Origin of the sequence: Bradyrhizobium diversitatis (assembly GCF_016031635.1) — a bacterium.
Taxonomy (GTDB): Bacteria; Pseudomonadota; Alphaproteobacteria; order Rhizobiales; family Xanthobacteraceae; genus Bradyrhizobium; species Bradyrhizobium diversitatis.
In genome coordinates this window covers 1-20,014 of sequence record NZ_JACEGD010000048.1, presented here as the reverse complement: position 1 = coordinate 20,014, position 20,014 = coordinate 1, and the positions used below count along the sequence as shown (strand labels likewise).

At 64.8% G+C, this 20,014-nt stretch carries 20 protein-coding genes; 1 reads left to right on the top strand and 19 read right to left on the bottom strand.

The genetic code is table 11. The features are described from left to right. Positions 1–79: 79 nt before the first annotated feature. From H1B27_RS35065 to H1B27_RS34975, 19 genes are all read right to left on the bottom strand, one after another. Positions 80–1,450 carry a TIGR03808 family TAT-translocated repetitive protein gene (locus tag H1B27_RS35065; protein ID WP_197969172.1) on the bottom strand — a complete coding sequence of 457 codons (1,371 nt, stop codon included), beginning with the start codon at positions 1,448–1,450 and terminating at the stop codon, positions 80–82. Between the two features lie 223 nt (positions 1,451–1,673). Further along, entirely contained in the window at positions 1,674–2,327 is a 654-nt protein-coding gene (locus H1B27_RS35060; protein WP_197969170.1) for a pyroglutamyl-peptidase I, read from the bottom strand. Then, on the bottom strand, positions 2,324–3,310 hold the full coding sequence (gene meaB, locus H1B27_RS35055) for a methylmalonyl Co-A mutase-associated GTPase MeaB (protein ID WP_061878038.1): 987 nt from the start codon (positions 3,308–3,310) through the stop codon (positions 2,324–2,326). Before meaB ends, H1B27_RS35060 begins: the two co-directional genes overlap by 4 nt. 5 nt (positions 3,311–3,315) lie before the next feature. Beyond that, the gene (locus tag H1B27_RS35050) at positions 3,316–3,675 is read right to left on the bottom strand and encodes a HepT-like ribonuclease domain-containing protein (RefSeq protein WP_061878037.1); all 360 of its coding nucleotides are present in this window, start codon (positions 3,673–3,675) and stop codon (positions 3,316–3,318) included. Beyond that, entirely contained in the window at positions 3,676–3,990 is a 315-nt protein-coding gene (locus tag H1B27_RS35045) for a nucleotidyltransferase family protein (protein WP_197969168.1), read from the bottom strand. It abuts the gene before it with no gap. 87 nt (positions 3,991–4,077) lie between these two features. Beyond that, entirely contained in the window at positions 4,078–5,589 is a 1,512-nt protein-coding gene (locus H1B27_RS35040; RefSeq protein WP_197969167.1) for a tripartite tricarboxylate transporter permease, read from the bottom strand. A gap of 4 nt (positions 5,590–5,593) precedes the next feature. Then, entirely contained in the window at positions 5,594–6,085 is a 492-nt protein-coding gene (locus H1B27_RS35035; protein WP_197969165.1) for a tripartite tricarboxylate transporter TctB family protein, read from the bottom strand. Between the two features lie 271 nt (positions 6,086–6,356). Next, on the bottom strand, positions 6,357–7,349 hold the full coding sequence (locus tag H1B27_RS35030) for a tripartite tricarboxylate transporter substrate binding protein (RefSeq protein ID WP_197969164.1): 993 nt from the start codon (positions 7,347–7,349) through the stop codon (positions 6,357–6,359). 136 nt (positions 7,350–7,485) lie between these two features. Further along, positions 7,486–7,872, bottom strand: a complete 387-nt coding sequence (locus H1B27_RS35025; RefSeq protein WP_061878033.1) for a hypothetical protein — start codon at positions 7,870–7,872, stop codon at positions 7,486–7,488. Next, positions 7,869–9,353 carry an AbeC-like domain-containing protein gene (locus H1B27_RS35020; protein WP_197969162.1) on the bottom strand — a complete coding sequence of 495 codons (1,485 nt, stop codon included), beginning with the start codon at positions 9,351–9,353 and terminating at the stop codon, positions 7,869–7,871. The genes H1B27_RS35025 and H1B27_RS35020 overlap by 4 nt, the downstream gene beginning before the upstream one ends. Before the next feature lie 199 nt (positions 9,354–9,552). Beyond that, a complete protein-coding gene (locus tag H1B27_RS35015) occupies positions 9,553–10,323 on the bottom strand; it encodes an RsiV family protein (RefSeq protein ID WP_246515922.1) in 771 nt (256 codons plus the stop codon). 57 nt (positions 10,324–10,380) lie between these two features. After that, positions 10,381–12,537: a methylmalonyl-CoA mutase gene (gene scpA / locus H1B27_RS35010; RefSeq protein ID WP_061878030.1), complete on the bottom strand. Its 2,157-nt coding sequence runs from the start codon at positions 12,535–12,537 to the stop codon at positions 10,381–10,383. A gap of 23 nt (positions 12,538–12,560) precedes the next feature. Then, entirely contained in the window at positions 12,561–13,025 is a 465-nt protein-coding gene (locus H1B27_RS35005; RefSeq protein WP_197969160.1) for a GFA family protein, read from the bottom strand. Next, positions 13,022–14,893: a methylmalonyl-CoA mutase family protein gene (locus tag H1B27_RS35000; RefSeq protein WP_197969159.1), complete on the bottom strand. Its 1,872-nt coding sequence runs from the start codon at positions 14,891–14,893 to the stop codon at positions 13,022–13,024. The genes H1B27_RS35005 and H1B27_RS35000 overlap by 4 nt, the downstream gene beginning before the upstream one ends. Before the next feature lie 81 nt (positions 14,894–14,974). Further along, a complete protein-coding gene (gene folK / locus H1B27_RS34995) occupies positions 14,975–15,466 on the bottom strand; it encodes a 2-amino-4-hydroxy-6-hydroxymethyldihydropteridine diphosphokinase (protein WP_197969158.1) in 492 nt (163 codons plus the stop codon). 1 nt (position 15,467) lies between these two features. Further along, positions 15,468–15,836: a dihydroneopterin aldolase gene (gene folB / locus H1B27_RS34990; protein WP_028176687.1), complete on the bottom strand. Its 369-nt coding sequence runs from the start codon at positions 15,834–15,836 to the stop codon at positions 15,468–15,470. Beyond that, on the bottom strand, positions 15,833–16,693 hold the full coding sequence (folP, locus tag H1B27_RS34985; protein WP_197969157.1) for a dihydropteroate synthase: 861 nt from the start codon (positions 16,691–16,693) through the stop codon (positions 15,833–15,835). Before folP ends, folB begins: the two co-directional genes overlap by 4 nt. Before the next feature lie 238 nt (positions 16,694–16,931). Continuing rightward, positions 16,932–17,339 (bottom strand): DUF4332 domain-containing protein, encoded by a 408-nt coding sequence (locus H1B27_RS34980; RefSeq protein ID WP_028176685.1) that lies wholly within the window; start codon positions 17,337–17,339, stop codon positions 16,932–16,934. A gap of 25 nt (positions 17,340–17,364) precedes the next feature. Next, positions 17,365–17,730 (bottom strand): hypothetical protein, encoded by a 366-nt coding sequence (locus tag H1B27_RS34975; RefSeq protein ID WP_061878025.1) that lies wholly within the window; start codon positions 17,728–17,730, stop codon positions 17,365–17,367. 344 nt (positions 17,731–18,074) lie between these two features. Here H1B27_RS34975 and H1B27_RS34970 point away from each other — a divergent pair, with 344 nt between their 5' ends. Continuing rightward, positions 18,075–19,697 carry a helicase HerA-like domain-containing protein gene (locus H1B27_RS34970; RefSeq protein WP_197969156.1) on the top strand — a complete coding sequence of 541 codons (1,623 nt, stop codon included), beginning with the start codon at positions 18,075–18,077 and terminating at the stop codon, positions 19,695–19,697. Positions 19,698–20,014: the final 317 nt, after the last annotated feature.

The window sequence follows — 20,014 nt, the reverse complement described above, 5'->3', positions numbered from 1 at the left end:
CCTGAGGTGCTCGGCATGGGACGCGACGCGTCCCATGCCGAGCCTCGAAGGATGAGCGGCCCATCTGCCGACAGCGCATCTAACGTCGCACCGCATTGCCGCCGACCACAACCTGCGCGAAGCGTTGCGCCCCTTCGGCAGACAGATCCGACGTCACCGCCCGCGCGTGGTCTAGCCCGACCACGGCGCCTCGTGGCGTTTCCGAGATCATGTTGTTGTTGACGAGCGCGGTGCCCGCGCCCGGCACGACCGAGACCCCGACGCCGGCCAGCGCCTTGCGGATCACATTGCCGGTGATCGCGACGTCGCGCAGATATTTGCCCCAGCCGGCGACGATGCCGTAGGACGGCGCATTCTCGATCACGTTGCCGGTGACCGATGTGTCAGCCTCGATGTAGATGCCGACGCCGGCATCGTCGTCCGGTGCGGTGCCGATCGGCCGCTTCGGGATCAGATTGCGGATGATGTTGCCCTGGACCACCGCGATGCGGCCGCCCTCGTTGAAATTGCACACGGAGACGCCGACGGCGGCGCCATCCACCGTGTTGTTGGCGATCACCGCGGCTTCGAACGCAAACTCGGAATAGAGCGCGACCTCGCGCACGTCACTGACGCTGTTGCCGGTGATGTGGATGTTCGAGGCCGAGTTGCCGCGCACCGCCGAATAGTCGCAATTCCTGATGCGGTTGCCGCGCACGATCACGTTGCCGGCGCGAAACGCGTTGATGGCGTTGCCGTACTGGCCGGAGCCACCGGGGCCTGCCTTGATGTCCTCGATGCGGTTGTCGGCGACCAGCGTGCCGTCGTCGCCGATCGCGGTGCGCAGGATCTCGATGCCATTGTCGTTGGTGCCGATGATGGTGTTGCGCGAGACGCTGAGCCCCCTGGCGTCGAACGAGACCACCGCAGTCAGAGCGATATTGGTGAAGATGTTGCCGGAGACGTCGCCCGCGACCTGCTCGAGCCAGATGCCGCTGCCGCCCGATTGCGTGATCTGGCAATCCGCCATGCGCACATCTCGTCCGCCGAGAACATGGATCAGGCCCCGCCGGGTCGGCAGCGGAATGTTGCCGCCGTCGAAGGTGATGCCGGTGAGGCCGATCGCATCGGAGCCGTCGCTCTGGATCATCGAGGTTCCGCCCGTGAAGACCAGCCTGGTCGCACCGCGCACGCCGATCAGTTGCGACCCGTTCGGGAGCCGCAGCAACCCGCTGCGATAGACGCCCGGCGGCAGCGCCAGCGGCATTTGCGCCCGCGCAGCCTCGTCGATCGCCCGCTGCAGCGCTCGCGTCTGATCCTCGCTGCTTCCAGGTCGCACGCCATATTGCGTGGCATCGCGCCCGAGCAGGGACGTCAGCGGCGCCGCGCGCGCAGCGTCGGCCGGCATGGCGAGCGCGCCAGCGATGCCCGCGGTCGAAGCCCCGATGAGATGACGGCGATTGAGGTCCATGACGCGTCCTCCGGCGGACGCGGGAGGTCCGCAGCGGTTTCGTAGCCCAGCGCGGCGAGGGCCGTGAGGATTGTTCGCGGTAGGGTTAAATGTTTACGCAAAGACGGTGCTGTAGGGTGGGTTATTAGCCTTGCGGCTGCGCGAAGCGCAGTCCGTCAGGCGTAACCACCACGGTCTCTATCCGCGGAGACAGAAGAGGTGGATTACGCTTCGCTAATCCACCCTACGAGACCGGCGTGTTCCGCCGCTTCCGCGCCAACTGCACCACCTCCATCAGCATGGCTTCCCCCGCATCCACCAGTTCCTCCAGCGTGATCCGGGCTGAACCCTTGCGCCGCACGGCGCCGCTGCGCGCAAGCAGCGGAATGTGGATGAAGGTCGCAAGCTTCGGCCCGCCCGACCTGACGTTCTCGATCGCGCGCCAGCTCAGGTAATTGCAGAGATAGGCGCCGGCATCGCGCGAGGGCCGCGCGTCGATGCCGGTGAGGCGCGCGGCGCGCAGCAGCCGTGCGGTGTGCGGGCCGAACGTCATCGCATCTGCATGGCCGGCGATGCCGCGTTTGCTCGAGCGGGTGTTGGCGGCATCCGGCCAGAGCATGGTCACGGCGTTGCGGGCGCGGGTCTCGATCCGCAGATAGGGCGTGCGCGCCGCGAGGCCGAACATCAAGAGCGCGTCGGGCTTTTGGGCGGCGAGCACGTCCGGCAATTGCCGGTCGACGGCAGCATAGGTGACCGGGAAGATGTGGCTCGACAACTCGACATCGTCGAGCGCCGGCCTGCGCAACTGCATCAGCCGGGCCACCAACGCCTGGGTCGGATTGTAGGGCGCGCCCGGAAATGGCCCGAAGCCGGTGAGGAGAATGCGGGGCCCGGTCATTGCAGCAACTCCAGAATACGCTCGGCGGCGAGCGCCGGCGTGAGATGGCCCTCGGCGACCTCGGCCTCGATCTTCCGGACCTTGGTCCGCACCGACGCTTCGCTGCGCAACCTCGCCAGCATGCGCTGCTCCAGCATCGACCACATCCATTTCACCTGCTGGTCGCGCCGCCGCGCGGCGAAGTCGCCGGACGCATTCATCGCCTTGCGGTGGTCCAAAACCTTCTGCCAGAGCTCGGCGATGCCGGTGCCGGCCAGCGCTGAATATGTGACAACAGGCGGGTGCCAATGCTCGGATCTCGGCGCCAGGATGTGCAGCGCGCCGCGATAATCCGCGGCGGTGATGTTGGCGCGCTTGAGATTGTCGCCGTCGGCCTTGTTGATGGCGATCATGTCGGCGAGTTCGACCAGGCCCTTCTTGATGCCCTGCAGCTCGTCGCCGCCGCCCGGCAGCATCAGCGCCAGGAAGAAATCCGTCATGTCGCACACTGCGGTCTCGGACTGGCCGATGCCGACGGTCTCGACGAGCACGACGTCGAAGCCGGCGGCTTCGCACAGCAGCATCGCCTCGCGCGTCTTCGCCGCGACGCCGCCGAGCGTGCCCGAGGACGGCGAGGGGCGGATGAAGGCACTGTCCGAGGCCGAGAGCCGCGCCATCCGCGTCTTGTCGCCGAGGATCGAGCCGCCGCTGCGTGCCGAGGACGGATCGACCGCGAGCACCGCGACTTTGTGGCCCTGCTCGATCAGATACGTCCCGAGCGCATCGATGGTGGTGGACTTGCCGACGCCGGGCGAGCCGGTGATGCCGACGCGAAACGCCTTGCCGGTGTCGGGCAGCAGCATCTGCACCAGCTCGCGCGAAAGCGCCTGATGATCGGCGCGCCGGCTCTCCACCAGCGTGATGGCGCGGGCGAGCGCCGCGCGGCTGCCGGCGCGGAGCTCTCTGGCGAGGGTCTTGATGTCGATGGATTTGCCAATGGTCATGATTGTTATCGCGTCCAGCCGCTAGGGGCCCGACATGCGAAGGTGTCTTCAGCGCAGGATTTCAACGGTGGAAGGTGAGTTCGAATGATGTCCCAGACGATCTCGGCTTTGGTCATATGGTAGGCATGACGTAGAAGATTTCCGAAGTCGATCATCTTGCGCCAGTCGATTCCAGGCTCGGTTCGCTTGATCTCATCCGGGATGAATCTCGAAGCCTCGCAGACGATCTCGAGAAGGCGTTCGATTGCCAGACGAGAGGTCCTTTCAGAGACGAACTGATCGAAGCTGAGGCCCTTCACGACGCTTTCGATGTCGGTGATGGCTTCCAGAATATCTCGCAGCCGGTCTTCCGCGGTCGGCGGCATTCAGAAGACCTCAACCAGATCATCCGCGATCCGTTCAGCCACGCGCGGCTTCAGCAGGTCCCGCATCGAGAGCTGCGCTCGAAGGCCGACCTGATCCTCGATCAGGTGCAGGACCCTGAAATAGTCGAACCGCGGCGTTTCCTCGCGCGAGGTCGTCTCGATCAGGACATCAAGATCGCTGTGGGGGCGGGCGTCGCCACGTGCGCGGGACCCAAACAGGTACAGGCGGGTGACCCCCGCGGCCCTCAAGGCGGGAGCAAGCTCTCGGAGCTTCCCGACAATAGTCTTGAGTTGAACGTCTGCGACCTCTGTCATGGCTCTATAATAGCACAGGGTTCCGGCCCGGCCCAGCCGCCGGCCTCGACCGCCCGGGCGAGGCAGGCGAGAGCCGCCCGCCCGATATCAACGGGTGGTCGCCGCCGCGGCTTGCGGCTGTTTCACCTTCCGCCACACCCACACCATCACCGGCCAGAGCAGCGCGCCGATCGCCATCGCGGCGAGGATCGCCGCGACCGGCCGCTCGAAGAACGGCAGGATGCTGCCGTCGGACTTGATCAGCGAGGTGACGAAGGCCTGCTCGACCATGGTGCCCATGACGATGCCGAGCACCATGGCGGCGACGGGATAACCGTTCGCCTCCATGACGTAGCCGATCACGCCGAAGGCGGCGACGGTGACGACGCCGAACATGTTGTTGCCGATCGCGAACGAGCCGACGGCGCAGCACAGCATGATGATCGGCATGATGGCCGAGCGCGGCGCCAGCAGGATGTAGGCCGCGACCCGGATCATGGCGATGCCGAGCGGGATCATCATGATGTTCGCGATGATGAACATCAGATAGATCGCGTACATGCTCGACGCCTTCTCGGTGAACAGCGTCGGACCAGGATTGAGGCCCTTCATATAGAGCACGCCGATCGCGATCGCGGCGATGGTGTCGCCGGGGATGCCGAACAGCAGCGAGGGCACCCAGCCGGAGGCGATGCTGGCATTGTTGCTGGCGCCGGCTTCGACCAGGCCTTCGACATGGCCGGTGCCGAACTTTTCCGGCTCCTTGGAGAAGCGCTTCGACATCGCATAGGAGACCCAGGCGGCCATGTCGGCGCCGGCGCCGGGCAGCACGCCGATGATGATGCCGACGATGTTCCCGCGCGTCATCTGCCAGTGATACAGCTTGGTCAGCCTCCACTGGCCGGCCAGAATGCTTCCGAACTTTCGGCGCGGCAGCGGCGGCGGCTCGGGCGTCAGCATCGCGCGCATCACCTGCGCCACCGCGAACACGCCGACCAGCGCCGGGATCGGCTCGATGCCGCCGAACAGATCGGTGAGGCCAAAGGTGAAGCGCGGGACGCCGCCGGGATTCTCGATGCCGATGCAGGCGACGAGCAGGCCGATGAACATGCCCGCGATCGCCTTCACCGGCGAAGAGCGCGCAACCAGGGTGGCGCACATCAGGCCGAGCAGCGCCAGCCAGAAATATTCGAAGGTCGAGAACGACAACGCGATCTCGGCCAGCGGCGGCGCCAGGATCATCAGCGACAGCACGCCGGCGATGCCGCCGACCGCCGAGAACCAGACGCCGGCCCCGAGCGCGAGCTCGGCCTGGCCCTTGCGCGTCATCGCGTAGGCCTCGTCCGCATAGGCGGCGGAAGCGGGCGTACCGGGAATGCGCAGCAGCGCGCCCGGAATGTCGCCGGAGAAGATCGCCATCGAGGAGGCCGCGACGATGGTCGCGATCGCCGCGATCGGTGAGAGATAGAAGGTGACGGGGACGAGCAGAGCGGTCGCCATCGTCGCCGACAGGCCCGGCAGCGAGCCGATCACGAGCCCGTACACGGACGCCGCGAACATCGCGATGATGACCTCCCAGGTGGAGATCAGCGCGAACGCATCGATCAGGGTTTTCAGCATGGGACTACCAGGGCGCCGGCAACAGGCCGGCGGGCAGCGGCACGCGGAGCAGCTTGCCGAAGATGAGGTGGATGGCGAAGGGCGAGAGGGCCGCGAGCGGCAGGGCCAGCTTCCACCTGGCCCCGAGCGCGGTCGAGGTGACGTAGACCATGATCGCGGCGGTGATGATGAAACCGAGCCGGTCGGCCGCCGCGACGTAGAACAGCAGCAACGCCGGCGGCAGCAGCGCGCGCAGGCCGTAGAGCCTGCCCTGCGGTGGCGGGGCAGCGGCCCGGCCGTCCTCCAACGGGACCAGCACTTCCTCCTCCTCGAAGGAACGGCCGATGCCGAACACGATCGCGAGCCCGCAGAGTGCAAGGCCGCAGCCGATCACCAGCGGAAACACGTTGGGGCCGACCGGCTGGCCCGGCACCGGCGGCAGGATCCAGCCGCCATAGGCAGCTGCTGCGCCGAGCACGACGAGAAACGATCCCGTCACGGAGTCGGGAAGACGCATGGGAGGGGTCCTGTCAGAATTCCGGGAGGTGCGCTCCCTCTCGCCGCATGGGCTGGGCCAGCGCATATGCCGAAGGTGCTCGGCCTGCATGGTTCGAGACGCCCGCTTTCGCGGGCTCCTCACCATGAGGTTTTGATATCTCGCCGCAAAACGCGACCTCATCCTGAGGGCCCGCCGTAGGCGGGCGTCTCGAAGGATGGGCTGCAGGCGAGCTACTCGCCACCTTCTTCATATGCCGATAGCCCTGCCGCGTGCGGGGAGAGGCGAAACATCACGCCTTGCTCAGGCCTGCCGCCTTCATGGCTTCGCCCATCTGGGCGTCGCCCTTGTCCATGAAGCTGGCGAAGTGAGCGGCATCGCCCCACACGGTGCCGAAGCCGCGATTGCTCATGAAGTCCTTGTACTCGGCGGAATCGTAGACCTTCTTCAGTGCCGCGGTGAGCTTCGTTGCGATCTCCGGCGGAAGGTTCTTTGGCCCGGCGATGCCGCGCCAGGCGCCCGTCGCGTAGTCGATGCCCATCGCCTCCTTCAGCGTCGGCACGTCCTTGAAGATCGGGTTGCGGGCCGGCGCCATGATGGCAAGGCTCCTGGCCTTGCCCGCCTCGATGATGGCGCGCGCCTCGGGCACCGAGCAGGTGGTGAGGTCGAGGCCGCCGGCGGCGAGATCCTGCATCGCCGGCGCCGCACCGTTCGAGGGCACCCACGCGACCTGATTGGCAGGCAGGCCCATGGCCTGCATCCAGCCGACCAGGGCCAGATGCCAGATGCCGCCCTGGCCGGTGCCGGAGGCCTTGAACTTGCCGGGAGGCGCCGCCTTGATCGCATCGGCGAGCTCCTTGACCGTCTTGTAGGGCGACGAGGAGGAGACCTGGATGCCCGGAGGGTCCTCGTTCATCAGCGCCAGCGGGGTGTAGCTCTTCGGCGTCAGCTCGGTCAGGCCCTGCCAGTGCATCATCGAGATTTCGACCGTGAGCATGCCGATGGTGTAGCCGTCGGGCTGTGCGGTCGCGATCGCGCTGTGGCCGACCACGCCGGAGCCGCCGGTGCGGTTGACCACGTTGAAGGGCTGACCGAGGTCCTTCTCCAGCAGCGCCGCGACAATGCGCGCCGTCGCGTCGGTGCCGCCGCCGGCGCCCCAGGGCACGATCACGGTGATCGGCCGGGCCGGGTAGGCTTGTGCGAGCGCGGGCTTGAAGCCGAAGGCGGCGGATGCTGCGACTGCGGCGGTCGAGGCCGCAAAGGTGCGGCGCGTAATCTTGGACATGAAGCCTCCCAGCGGCGCCCGTGACGTCGGGCGCTCTTGTCAATGGCGGCATTCTAGTCGGCTTTGCGGAGCCGCCGCAAGATAGCGCTACCAGTGGTGTACCTTCGCCCTGTGGAAGGCCGTGGTACCGGGTTCGTCAAAACAGGGCGAAGCCGAGAAATGCAGCGATCTTGGTGATCGGAGCAAGGATTTTGGAGGCATCCGACACGAACTCGCCGAGCAGCTTGGCCGAAGAGAAAACCGCCTTGATGGCCGTCTCGATCCGGCTGCGGTCGGGCTCAGGTTTCGCAGCCTCCTGGGCCAATTGATCTATGTGCTCGGAGATCGTGGCCTTGGCCTTATTCGGCGCCTGGACCTTTGCAAGCTCGTCGCGCAGCTCGGCCACGAAAGCGCTGAGCTGCCTGGACTCGCCAGCCGAGAGCGTCTGGATCGCAGTCGAGTTTTGACCGACCGCAATGACCTGAGCGCTGACGTTCGTTGCGATGATGCCCTCGTTGGACGTGGTCTGCGCGGGCTTGGTCATGACGCGAGAACCGTTTGCTGTGCATTGTGGGAGGATGTCGCGTTGGCGCCTTGTCCAACCGCCATCGCCTGTGCTGTCACGTCGCCGCCCTGAACCAGTATGCCGGAATTGTAGATTGCCATCACTTTCTTGCGCAGATCGGAGACGTCCACGCCATGGGTTTCCATGTAGCCGCAGACGAGCTCGACAATGCATTGATCGAAAGCCTTGATAGCAAAGTCCAGATCGGTCTTCTGGAAGTAGTGCTCGAACTTTTCGTCCATGACTTCCCGCCGGGTGCTCTCGGTCGCGCCATAGTCATATCTCGGGTTCGCTTCCACGCTGTCGCGATACTCCCTTTTAAGACTCCGCCCTGAGTGCCCAATCGCGGCGAACAACGCGATCAGATTGTAGACTTCGCCAAGTACCACGAAGGGACTTGCGATGACCTCGCCGACGAAATGGGAAATCCTGGTCTTCAGTCTGTGATCGTGGAAGTTCGTGGTATCGACCGTTCTGAACTCCTTGAATGGCGGCGTAAGCAGGAACCTGCTCGCCTCGATATAGAAGATCCTGCCTTTGTGTGTTGTCTTGACCGCATGAGTGAGTATCAGCTCCCCGTCCCATCTGACGTCATGGAACAGAAGGTACTCCCTGACGAAATCTGGATGCATGGCGACGATATCCGAAAGCGCCATCTCATTCAGCGCGACTGTCGGTTGCTTCGCCCAATCGTTGCGTGAGACAAGGGGTAATGTCCAAGCATCCGTGCCACGCAAAGCGACGATTCTCTGCGTGATCAGGTCTCCGAACCCGCTTTGTGGCAGCTGCTGAGCAATGAGGTCGTCGATCTCCGCCAGAGATATCGGGACCAGATCGGATTTTCCCGATGCCGTGTGCGCGGGCTTTTCGACGTCGACAGTGAACGACCATCGGCCGATCGCAGCTCCGGCACATTTGAACGGCTCGAAGTCTCTGTAGACGAGCACGCGCTGCTGGCGGCCTCCGATTCCGGCCTCGAGCCGCCGGTCGTGCGGCGCTTCCAGGAGCGACGCTGCCATTTCCAGATTAAAGTTCTCTCTCGTGAATCGCTCGAGCGAGCTGCGCTGGCGGGCACTGTGCGTCATCGTCCAAAACGCGCCGCCGGCGAAAACACCGATCATGACGAGTGTCAGTCCATCGGGGTCGTCACCGTTCGAGCCCAGGGCAAGGCGGAATGAGAGAACGACGATGTAGGCGAGGAGAATCAGCGCGCAAACTGCGCGATAGCCTAAGCTCTCACGTTCCACCTTCCATGCGAGATGGATAGCTGGACGAGGGTCGAAGCCGATTTCCAAAGGTGGTGCATGAACGGGGTCCATCGCTTTGATCAGTAGGCCGCGTCGAAACGCTGCGCCGTGCGAGTAAACTCCAGCAAGAATCAATCTCGTGAATTCGGTGCAGCTCGGCCACGCAAGTGCCGAAGAACCGGAATTGATCAAAACCTTGCCCCGATCGAGCATGACGCCACTCCCCGGACAATGAAAATGCAAAATAACTACTAAGAAATGCAACTCAAAGTATAGTAGCACAAGAGCGTTCTGACAATCGAAACTTGGGTGCGCATTGCTGCCGTATTGGGTACGGCCACGCGGACGATCTGTGCGTTTCGAAGCTTTGCGGCGACCAGAACTACCGGAACGCGCGGTCACTGTGCCGCGATCATTGCGGCTCCTCCGCGTCGTCCTTCGGCCGCGCGCCGCCGAAGATTCGCGTGCCTTCTGCGCTGAGATACGGCTTCAGCGCCTCCCAAGGCACGAATGCAACATACTCGCCCTCGGCGTAGGGACCGACGGCGTAGGGCGGGTAGTGAAAGGTGAGGCCGGAGCTCTTGCCTGCTTCAGTTGACGGCGCAAGCGTCACCGCGCCGATCTTGAGCAGGCTCGGTTCCACGCCCTTGAACCATTCGTCGGTCGCGGTCTCGCCGGCACCGCGCTTCTTCTTCTCGGCCTTGAGCGAGGTGATGATGGCCGTCACCATCGCCTTCATGGCCGGACCCTTGTCGGCGGTCTCGGTGAAGAACGGGCGGATCGAGATGCGCTTGTTCGCCGCCTTGTCCCACAGGATCGTGTTCACATCCGAATTGGGATGCGCGCCGCGAGTGTTCATGTAGTCGTTGCGGAGGATGCTGACATAGCGATCGGCGACGACCGAGCGGATCTCATATTTGCGCTCGAAGTCCCAGCCACCGTCCGTGAAGAACTGTGGGTCCGCCTTGCGCGAGGCGGCGGCCTCGGCCGCATTCTTATCGAGCCATTTCCTGCCTTCGGCCAGGCAATCCGCCGCCAGCGCCGCATCCGCCTTGATCCTGTCGTCGAGGAAAACGCGCGCCTCGATGCTCTTGGTCTTGACGACGGCGTCGGGCTTGGGGTCGGCGGCGAGGGCGATGCCGAACAGCGCGCTGCAAACTGCGGTCGCAGCCAGCGCGCGCATGAACGTTGGCGCGAGAAACATCACGCAAATCCTTCTTGCCGGAAGTTCGAGCGACGGCTACTCCGCCGCCTCGCTATGGCCGAGCCGGGCGTTCAGCTTGCGGATCAGCTCCTCGGCGGCGTCCGCGATCACGGTGCCCGGCGGAAAGATCGCCTCAGCGCCGGCGGCGTAGAGCGCGTCGTAGTCCTGCGGCGGCACCACGCCGCCGACGATGATCATGATGTCGTCGCGGCCCTGCTTCTTCAGCGCGGCCTTCAATTCGGGCACGGCGGTGAGGTGGGCGGCGGCGAGCGAGGAGACGCCGAGAATGTGGACGTCGTTCTCGACCGCCTGCCGCGCGGCCTCGTCGGCAGTGGCAAACAGCGGCCCGATGTCGACGTCGAAGCCGATGTCGGCAAAGGCGGACGCAATCACCTTCTGGCCGCGGTCGTGGCCGTCCTGGCCGATCTTGGCGACCAGGATGCGCGGGCGGCGGCCTTCCGCCTCCTCGAACGCGTCGATCAGCGCCTGAACCTTCTCGACCTGGTTACCCATGCTGGACGCCTCCCGCTTGTAGACGCCGGTGATGGATTTGATCTCGGCGCGGTGCCGGCCGAACACCTTCTCCATCGCGTCCGAAATCTCGCCGACGGTCGCCTTCGCCCGCGCCGCGTCGATGGCGAGCGCGAGCAGGTTGCCGTTGCCCTCGCCGGCCGAGCGCGTCAGCGCGGCGAGCGCGGCATCGACGTCCTTCTGGTTGCGCTCGGACTTGAGCCGCTTGAGCTTGTCGATCTGGAGCCGGCGGACATTGGTGTTGTCGACCTTCAGGATCTCGATCCTGTCCTCGTCGGTCGGCTTGTACTTGTTGACGCCGATCACCGCCTGCTTGCCGGCATCGATCCGCGCCTGGGTCTTGGCCGAGGCCTCCTCGATGCGCAGCTTCGGCAAGCCGGCCTCGATCGCCTTGGCCATGCCGCCGAGCTCCTCGACCTCCTGGATGTGGCTCCACGCCTTCGCCGCGAGGTCGCGCGTGAGCCGCTCGACGTAGTACGAGCCGCCCCAGGGATCGATGATGCGGGTGGTGCCGCTCTCCTGCTGAAGGAACAGCTGGGTGTTGCGGGCGATGCGCGCCGAAAAATCCGTCGGCAAGGCGAGCGCCTCGTCGAGCGCGTTGGTGTGCAGCGACTGGGTGTGGCCCTGCGTCGCGGCCATGGCCTCCACCGTGGTGCGCATCACGTTGTTGAAGACGTCCTGCGCGGTCAGCGACCACCCAGAGGTCTGGCTGTGCGTACGCAGCGAGAGCGAGCGCGGGTCTTTCGGATTGAAGGGTTTCAGCAGCTTCGCCCAGAGCAGGCGCGCGGCGCGCATCTTGGCGACTTCCATGAAGAAGTTCATGCCGATCGCCCAGAAGAACGACAGGCGGGGAGCGAAACGATCGACGTCGAGCCCTGCGGCGAGGCCGGCGCGCAGATATTCGACGCCGTCGGCGAGCGTATAGGCGAGCTCGAGGTCCTGCGTCGCGCCGGCCTCCTGCATGTGATAGCCGGAGATCGAGATCGAGTTATATTTCGGCATCTTTTGCGACGTGTAGGCGAAGATGTCCGAGATGATCCGCATCGAGGGCGCGGGCGGATAGATGTAGGTGTTGCGCACCATGAACTCTTTCAGAATGTCGTTCTGAATGGTGCCCGACAGCTTCTCCGGCGGCACGCCCTGTTCCTCGGCGGCGGCGACGTAGAGCGCGAGGATCGGCAGCACCGCGCCGTTCATGGTCATGGACACGCTCATCTGGTCGAGCGGAATCCCCGCGAACAGCGTGCGCATGTCGTAGATGGAATCGATGGCGACGCCGGCCATGCCGACGTCGCCGCCGACGCGCGGATGGTCGCTGTCATAGCCGCGATGGGTGGCGAGATCGAAGGCGACCGAGAGGCCTTTCTGGCCGGCCGCGAGGTTGCGGCGGTAGAACGCGTTGGAATCCTCCGCCGTGGAGAAGCCGGCATATTGCCTGACCGTCCAGGGCTGGTTGACATACATGGTCGGGTAGGGGCCGCGCAGATAGGGCGCGATGCCCGGATAGGTCTCGAGGAAATCGAGCCCGGCAAGATCGGTCTCGCCATAGGCGGGCTTCACCAGAATGCCCTCGGGCGTCAGCCACGGTTCGGCGCTGCCTGACGGCGCGGTGGTGGCGGTGCGCTCGAAGGCGACATCGGCGAAATTGGGAATGCGGCTCATGGCTTCAACCATATTATAAGCGCTCAATCATGATCCGGATGCTGATGGCTGACGATGGTCGCCATCTTCTCCGGTCCGTAATTCTGCTGCGTGGTCTGGCTTGGCAGGTTGGCGATGCCGACCACCCAGCCGAGGCGGGATTCGGTGCCGAACTGGCGCGTCGGGATCACCCAGTCGGGGTGATCGAAGGTGCCGGTCATGATCTCGATCCGGTCGCCGTCGATGCGGCCGAAGCTCAGCGGCGTGCCGCAGGCGGCGCAAAAGCCGCGCTCGGCGATGGTGGAGGAGCGGAAGAACGAGGGGTGTCCCCTGGTCCAGGCGAAGTCCACTTTGTTGATGTCGGCAAAGGAGGCGAATGGCGCGCCGGCCGCCTTCTGGCACATGCGGCAATGGCAGATCGAAACCCTGGTCGGCGCCGTCATGACGGCAAAGCGCACGGCACCGCATTGGCAGCCGCCGGTGAGAACGGGTTTGCTGGTGCCGGTCATGGCTGCTCCATCCGTCGATAAGCGTCTTGCAATGTCGCAAGCGCATCGCCTCCGGCGAAGACAAAACCCGTGACGCCGGCGGTCCGCAGCGCCGCCTCGGCATCAGTCGGGCGGCCCGCCAGATAGATATGTCTGCTGCCTGCCGTTTGCAGGGCCCGGGCGGCGGGTTCCGCCTGACCGGCATAGACCTTGTCGCTGGAACAGAGGCACGCAAGCTCCGCACCTGATGCCTTGAACGCGGCTGCCAATTTGGCTGGGTCGGCAAAGCCCTCGCTGTCCAGGGCCTCGATGCCGCCGGCCTCGAAGAAGCTCTTCGCGAAGGTGGCGCGCGCCGTGAAATCGGCGGGCGTGCCGAGATTGGCCAGGAACACCTTTGGCCGCGCGCCACGTGCCTTCAACGCCGCGTCGGATTTGTCGCGCAGCGCCTCGAACGGTTCCGCCAGCCGGATCGGCGGCAGCGCATCGAATTTGTATGTCTGTTCCCCGTAAGGCGGAAGCGCGATCGGCGCTGTCGTCAGCACGGTCGCTTCGCGCTCATGCAGGTTCGGAAACTCGCTGGCGCCGGTCAGCACGTCGCGGCGCTTTGCGATGTTGGCCTCACGCGCCTTTCGCGCGGCCGCCACCTTGCTCTGGAACACGCCCTGCTGAAGCGCCGCGAAGGCACCACCGGCTTTCTCGCTTTCCTGGAACAGCGCCCAGGCGGCCTCGCAAAGCTGCGCCGTCAGCGTCTCGATGCCACCTGCGCCTGCCGCGGGATCGCTGACCCTGGCGAGGTTGCTCTCCTCCAGCAGCAGAAGCTGCGTGTTGCGCGCTACGCGCCGCGCGAACGGATCGGGCAGGCCGAGTGCCAGCGTATGCGGCAGCACCGTGATCGCATTCGCGCCGGCGAGGCCGGCGGCGAACGTCGCCATGGTCGCGCGCAGCATGTTCACGTAAGGGTCGCGCTGCGTCAGCATGCGCCAGGCTGTATCGGCAGCGATGAACAGCGGTCTCGGCGTCAGCCCGCAGGCCTGCTCGATGCGTGCCCACAGCAACCGCAGCGCGCGGAATTTGGCCATGGTCAGGAACTGGTCAGCATCTGCGGCAAGCCGCGCATAGACCATGCCCTGCGCCTGCTCGAGGGAAATGCCGGCGCCTTCGATCGCGCGCAGATAAGCGACGCCGCAGGCAAGCATGAAGGCGAGCTCCTGCACCTCCGAGCCACCGGCATCATGGATCACGCGCCCGTCGGCGGAGGCAAACGGTCCCTTGAAGCCGAGCGCGGCAAGGCCCTTGATGGCGCCGGCGAGCGCAGGAACGATCTCGTCCCAGGTATAGGGGCTGTGCCCCCACATTGCGGCGGCCGCGAGCGGATCGAGCCCGAAGCGGATGTTGCAGGCTGCGGGATCGAACCCCTTGCTCTTGACATATTCCGCGACATGGATCGCAGCCATCCGCGATTGCGGGCCGATCTGAAGCTCGAGGCCGATGCCGGCGTCGAGATGAATGTCTTTCAAAACCTTTGCGACCGCATCCGCCGACGGTTCCAGGCCGAAGCCATGGGCGCCACTGCCGCCGGCGAACACCAGCGCGAGCCCCGTCGCGCCGTTCTCGAGGTCGGTCAGGGCCTGTGCATTCGCGAGCGCCGCGTCGGGATGGTCAATCCGCTGCACGATCTGCCACGGCGCAGCCGGCGCGCGTCCCACCACAGGCGCAACGCCCTTGGCGCGCGGATAGAGCGGATCGATCTTGATGCCGTCATAGGTCTTGCCGACCAGCTTCTCGAACGGCGCGCCCTTCAGCACGCCGTCGACCAGCTTGCGCCAGTCCTCAGGCGTGGACTTGGGAAAATCCGCCGCCAGCGGCAGGTCGTCAGTCACGGAGGTCATGCGGCGAGGGGCTCCCAAACGTGTCGTTGTTCTCAGGCGAAATTGCCACGGCAGACCGTCCCTGCAAACGGTTGTTTTTGGTTAACCGGTATCCGGAAGCCGCTCAATGCCTTGCGTGGAGACGCTGGCGAGGCCGTCACGCACACGAATACCCGAGATCATGCGCTCGGGCGCGATCTCGGCCAGCGGCACCAGCACGAAGGCGCGCTCGAACAGGCGCGGATGCGGCAGCGTCAGGTCGGGCTTCTGCAAGCTGACGTCGTCATAGGCGATCATGTCGAGATCGAGCGTGCGCGGACCCCAGCGTCGGTCCTTCTCCCGCGTGCGGCCGAATTTCTGCTCGACTTTCTGCAGCACGAACAGAAGCGCGTGCGGATCGAGGCCGGTCTCGATCTCGATACAGGCATTGATGAAGGGGGCCTGGTCCTCGTCGCCCCAGGGTGGGGTGGCGTAGTCCGAGGAGCGCGCGATCAGCGCGCCCTGCGCCATGCCGCAGATGTGGGTGATCGCCTTGCGGAACGTCGCGCGGACATCGCCGACATTGCCGCCAAGTGCGATCAGCACGCTCGCCATGTCAGGGATGCCGCGAGCGTGTCAGCATGATGCCGACATCGTCGAAGATCGCGGCGATCGGCGCATGCGGCTTGTGCACCGTGATCTTCACGGCGCGGACGCGCGGGAAGTTCGACAGGATGGCGTCGGCCACGGCGCCGGCTGCGCGCTCCAGCAGCTTGTAATTGGTGTTCTTGAACGCCGCCGTCGTCGTCGCCACGACATCGGCGTAGGACACCGTGTCCGCGAGCCGGTCGCTGCGCGACGGCTCGGACAAGTCGGTATAGAGTTCGAGATCGATGACGAAACGCTGGCCGACTTCGGTTTCGTGATCCATCACGCCGTGGCGGGCATGGATCGACAGGCCGGTGACGAAGATCGTATCGGTCATTGCTTGCTCTCGATTGCATGCGCCACCCGCAGCGCCTGCAGGGTTTCGCCGACATCATGGGTCCGGATGATCTTGGCGCCGCGCTGCGCGGCGATCAGATGGGCTGCGATCGAGCCGGCCAGCCGCTCCGATGGTTCCGACGGCGACACCGAGGCGATGAAGCGTTTTCGCGAGGCACCGACGAGGATCGGCAGGCCGAACATGTCGAGCTCGCGTAAGCGCGCCAGCGCGGTCATGCTCTGCTCGGCCGTCTTGCCGAAGCCGATGCCGGGGTCGAGCACGATCTTGTCGCGCACGATGCCGGCCTGCGCGGCGATATCGAGCGAGCGCCGAAAGAACGTCTTCATGTCCGCGATGATATCGATCGCGGGATCGACACTGTCGCGGTTGTGCATGGCGACGACGGGAACGCCTCTTGCGGCGATCAGCGGCGCCATGTCGGGATCGCGTTGCAGGCCCCAGACGTCGTTGGCGATCGCCGCGCCATGGTCGAGCGCGAAGGCCACCACCTCGGCCTTCATGCTGTCGATCGAGACGGGCACGCCGAGCGCCACCACGTCGGCCAGCGCCGGCTTCAGTCGTGCCAATTCGTCTGCCGCGGTGACCGGCCGGGCACCCTTGTAGGGCCGGGTGGATTCGGCGCCGATATCGATGATGTCGACGCCATCGGCGATCATCGCCCGCGCCCGCTCCAGCGCCCGCGCCGGTGCGATGAACGCGCCGCCGTCGGAGAAGGAATCCGGGGTGATGTTGAGCACGCCCATCACCGCGGGAAGCGACCGCTCCAGCAGCGTCCGCAGCGCATCAGGCCCGGCCGAGCCGGCCGGCGGGACGGAAGGGGAGAGCGAGGCGTTCATGCGGCCCGCTTTGCGCGGTCGGGCAGGGGGAGTCAAGCGGGGATGGGGTGGACGAGCACCGCTCTAGCACCGTCACCCCGGCGCAACGGCGAAGCCGTTGTCGCTGGAGGTGGCCGCTTCTTAGCGGCCCTCGAAGGGCGACGGCCCGGCGCTCTCCGTGCGGACGCGGCGGTGGCCGTGCATCCTTCGAGGCTCGCCGAAGAGACGAGCACCTCAGGATGACGGAGAGGGAAGTGGGCTAATACGTGATCTTCGGCGGCAGCTTCTTGGCCTTCGCGATGATGTCGCCGACCGATTTCTCGGAAGGCAGGATGCGGACGAGCTTCTTCTTCTCGTTGGCTTCGCGCATGCTCTGGGCAAGCCTTGCGGGATTTCGATAGGCGAGCTCGCGCACGGTGGTGACGCCGGCGGCGCGGACCAGGCCGACCTTGGCCTTGCCCATGCCGGGAATGCGCATGTAGTCGGAGACGTTGGCCCATTCCAGCAGCGACTGCTCGCTGATGCCCGTCTTGGCGGAAAGCGCCTTGCGGCCCTTCACGGTCGAGGCCGCCTCGAGCAGCGCGTCGGTGGTGCGGATTCCTTGCGCCTTCAACTTGTTGGCCGCAAAGGTCGACAGGCCCTCAATCTCGGAGATTGGATATGTCATGACACTCGGTGTGAAATGCGTGGCTTCAGGCGAATTGGCTGAGGCCCGGAGTCCCAGCAATGATCTTGCCCATCTGATCCGCTCCGATTTTGTCTCGCCCGTAGCGGAAAAGTTCACGGGCGACCTTTTGAATATCGGACATGCCGAGTCCCAGGCCCATCAGGCGCGTGCCGACCGCCATCAAGCCGCCACCCATCAGCCGCGACAGGCCGCCGCCGCTCCTGGACGCCTCGATTGCAGCTTCCGCTCCTGGGATCTGGTCGATCAGGGCCTCTACGCTCTCGGAAGGACCCTCGCTGCGGAGGAATCCCAGGATAATGCCGACGGTCTTTTCAGCGACAGCACCATCTATGCTGGCGTTTGCCGCCAGCCGTCCGATCAGCTCGTCCATAAGGCCCCTCAGCCGGTTTGCACGCCGGAGTATTGCTTCCGAAAATTGATCTTGAGCCGGTGTGATGTGAAATTCAAGCGATGAACGCATGCGCGGTCGCGATTCATCCCCGAACGCGCGAAAGGTGTTGCAGCCGTGCACGAGCCGAGATCGAATCGGCAAGAAATTGCCGCGCTGCGAATACCTCGTTCCTACTTTCGGCTGATGTTGTCCCTTCGTGTCCGACAATGTCCCATGCTCGGGGCGCGCGTTGAATGGTTTTAATCGGTGCGCGACATGCGCTAAACTACGGAACTGGTGCATTTGAGTTTCAATACGCGAAACTCGGCAGAGAGATCAGAATAATGACCGCACAGGACAGCAAGCTCGGCGATACCGACGACAAGATTTTCGTCGGCAAGGGAAACGAGCAGGTATGGCTGACGCTGGCGCTCGCCAATCGCCACGGCCTCGTTACGGGTGCAACCGGAACCGGCAAGACCGTGTCGCTTCAAGTGCTGGCGGAAGGATTTGCGCGCGCCGGTGTTCCCGTATTCGCGGCCGACATCAAAGGTGACCTCTCCGGAATCTCGGAAGTCGGCGAGGCCAAAGACTTTATTCTCAAGCGCGCCGGCGACATGGGTCTCAAGTTTCAGCCGGACCAGTTCTCGACCGTGTTCTGGGACGTGTTCGGCGAGCAGGGACATCCGGTCCGCGCCACCGTCACCGAAATGGGGCCGCTATTGCTGGCGCGGATGCTCGATCTGAACGAGGTGCAGGAAGGGGTTCTCAACGTCGCCTTCCGCGTCGCGGACGAGAATGGCCTGCCATTGTTGGATATGAAGGATCTGCGATCGCTGTTGGATGCGATCGTTCCCGCCAGTGGCAAGAAGGGACCGGATGCTGAGGAAGATCCGTTAGCCGAGGTCCGCAAGGCCGCGCAGAGCTTCGGCAATGTCAGCAAGGCGACGGTTGGAACCATTCAACGCCAGCTGCTGGTGCTGGAAAACCAGGGCGGAGCGAAATTCTTCGGTGAGCCGGCACTGGAGCTGAAGGACTTCATGAAGACCGATAGCGACGGTCGCGGCATGGTCAACATTCTGGTTGCCGACAAGCTGATGGAGAGCCCCAGGCTCTACGCTACCTTCCTGTTGTGGTTGCTGTCGGAGTTGTTTGAGGAACTGCCTGAAGCCGGCGATCTGCCGAAGCCAAAACTTGTGTTCTTTTTCGACGAAGCGCATCTGTTGTTCAACGATGCGCCGAAGGCACTGATGGACAAGATCGAGCAGGTGGTTCGTCTGATCCGTTCCAAGGGCGTCGGCGTCTATTTCGTCACGCAGAATCCGATCGACGTGCCGGACAAGGTGTTGGCCCAGTTGGGCGGTCGCGTGCAGCATGCGCTGCGTGCCTTCACCCCGCGCGACCAGAAGGCCGTCGCTGCTGCAGCCCAGACCTTCCGGCCCAACCCGAAGCTCGACACGGCCAAGGTGATCACGGAGCTCGGCAAGGGCGAGGCGCTGGTGTCCTTCCTCGAGGGCAACGGCACGCCGTCGATGGTGGAGCGGGTGATGATCCGGCCGCCGTCGGCGCGCATTGGACCGATCACGCCGGACGAGCGCAAGGCCATCATGGCTGCAAGCCCAGTGAAGGGCAAATATGACACCGCCGTCGATTCTGAATCCGCCTACGAGATGCTCCAGAAGCGCATCGCCGACACCGCGGCCACGGCGGACAGTCCAGCGGGTGGAAGCGGCGGCGGCATCCTGGGCCAGATCGGCTCGATCGTCGGCACCATCTTCGGCACCAACGTCAAGCGAGGGCGTCTGTCGACCGGCCAGGTCATTGCGCGGGACGTGACGCGATCGGTCACCAACCAGGTGATCGGCGGGATGGCCGCCAATATCGGCAAGTCGGTCGGCGGCCAGCTCGGCGGCTCGATCGGCCGCACGCTGGTCCGCGGCGCGCTCGGTGGATTGCTGCGGCGGTAGAGCATGATCCGGAAATGTGTGCAGCGGTTTTCCGAAAAGATCATGCTCAAATAATAACCTAAAGCGCGATGACGATTCATCCTAATCGCATCGCGCTTTAGGCAGGACGCCCGACGGGAAGGCAATTCGTCCGCCGGGCTCATCGACCTGTCCCTCGCTCGAGGGGCCGAACGTCGCACATATGCCGAACGTCGCACACATTCAGGTGAGGGGGCTCTCCAAGCCCCTGCGGGTCTGCTACGTCCTGTTTCGTCGCCGCACCGGACCCCCGCCCCGTGACCCCGCCCGCCCCCTTAGCCAAGCCTGATGCGCCGAGA

What these genes read in the sequence shown, in the direction of transcription:
- folK (WP_197969158.1), bottom strand. Translation starts at nt 15,466, where the DNA reads ATGGCGAGCGTGCTGATCGCACTTGGCGGCAATGTCGGCGATGTCCGC.
- H1B27_RS35040 (WP_197969167.1), bottom strand. Translation starts at nt 5,589, where the DNA reads ATGCTGAAAACCCTGATCGATGCGTTCGCGCTGATCTCCACCTGGGAG.
- meaB (WP_061878038.1), bottom strand. Translation starts at nt 3,310, where the DNA reads ATGACCATTGGCAAATCCATCGACATCAAGACCCTCGCCAGAGAGCTC.
- H1B27_RS35050 (WP_061878037.1), bottom strand. Translation starts at nt 3,675, where the DNA reads ATGCCGCCGACCGCGGAAGACCGGCTGCGAGATATTCTGGAAGCCATC.
- H1B27_RS35030 (WP_197969164.1), bottom strand. Translation starts at nt 7,349, where the DNA reads ATGTCCAAGATTACGCGCCGCACCTTTGCGGCCTCGACCGCCGCAGTC.
- H1B27_RS35005 (WP_197969160.1), bottom strand. Translation starts at nt 13,025, where the DNA reads ATGACCGGCACCAGCAAACCCGTTCTCACCGGCGGCTGCCAATGCGGT.
- scpA (WP_061878030.1), bottom strand. Translation starts at nt 12,537, where the DNA reads ATGAGCCGCATTCCCAATTTCGCCGATGTCGCCTTCGAGCGCACCGCC.
- H1B27_RS35020 (WP_197969162.1), bottom strand. Translation starts at nt 9,353, where the DNA reads ATGCTCGATCGGGGCAAGGTTTTGATCAATTCCGGTTCTTCGGCACTT.
- folB (WP_028176687.1), bottom strand. Translation starts at nt 15,836, where the DNA reads ATGACCGATACGATCTTCGTCACCGGCCTGTCGATCCATGCCCGCCAC.
- H1B27_RS34980 (WP_028176685.1), bottom strand. Translation starts at nt 17,339, where the DNA reads ATGACATATCCAATCTCCGAGATTGAGGGCCTGTCGACCTTTGCGGCC.
- H1B27_RS34975 (WP_061878025.1), bottom strand. Translation starts at nt 17,730, where the DNA reads ATGGACGAGCTGATCGGACGGCTGGCGGCAAACGCCAGCATAGATGGT.
- H1B27_RS35025 (WP_061878033.1), bottom strand. Translation starts at nt 7,872, where the DNA reads ATGACCAAGCCCGCGCAGACCACGTCCAACGAGGGCATCATCGCAACG.
- H1B27_RS35000 (WP_197969159.1), bottom strand. Translation starts at nt 14,893, where the DNA reads ATGACCTCCGTGACTGACGACCTGCCGCTGGCGGCGGATTTTCCCAAG.
- H1B27_RS35060 (WP_197969170.1), bottom strand. Translation starts at nt 2,327, where the DNA reads ATGACCGGGCCCCGCATTCTCCTCACCGGCTTCGGGCCATTTCCGGGC.
- folP (WP_197969157.1), bottom strand. Translation starts at nt 16,693, where the DNA reads ATGAACGCCTCGCTCTCCCCTTCCGTCCCGCCGGCCGGCTCGGCCGGG.
- H1B27_RS35045 (WP_197969168.1), bottom strand. Translation starts at nt 3,990, where the DNA reads ATGACAGAGGTCGCAGACGTTCAACTCAAGACTATTGTCGGGAAGCTC.
- H1B27_RS34970 (WP_197969156.1), top strand. Translation starts at nt 18,075, where the DNA reads ATGACCGCACAGGACAGCAAGCTCGGCGATACCGACGACAAGATTTTC.
- H1B27_RS35035 (WP_197969165.1), bottom strand. Translation starts at nt 6,085, where the DNA reads ATGCGTCTTCCCGACTCCGTGACGGGATCGTTTCTCGTCGTGCTCGGC.
- H1B27_RS35015 (WP_246515922.1), bottom strand. Translation starts at nt 10,323, where the DNA reads ATGCGCGCGCTGGCTGCGACCGCAGTTTGCAGCGCGCTGTTCGGCATC.
- H1B27_RS35065 (WP_197969172.1), bottom strand. Translation starts at nt 1,450, where the DNA reads ATGGACCTCAATCGCCGTCATCTCATCGGGGCTTCGACCGCGGGCATC.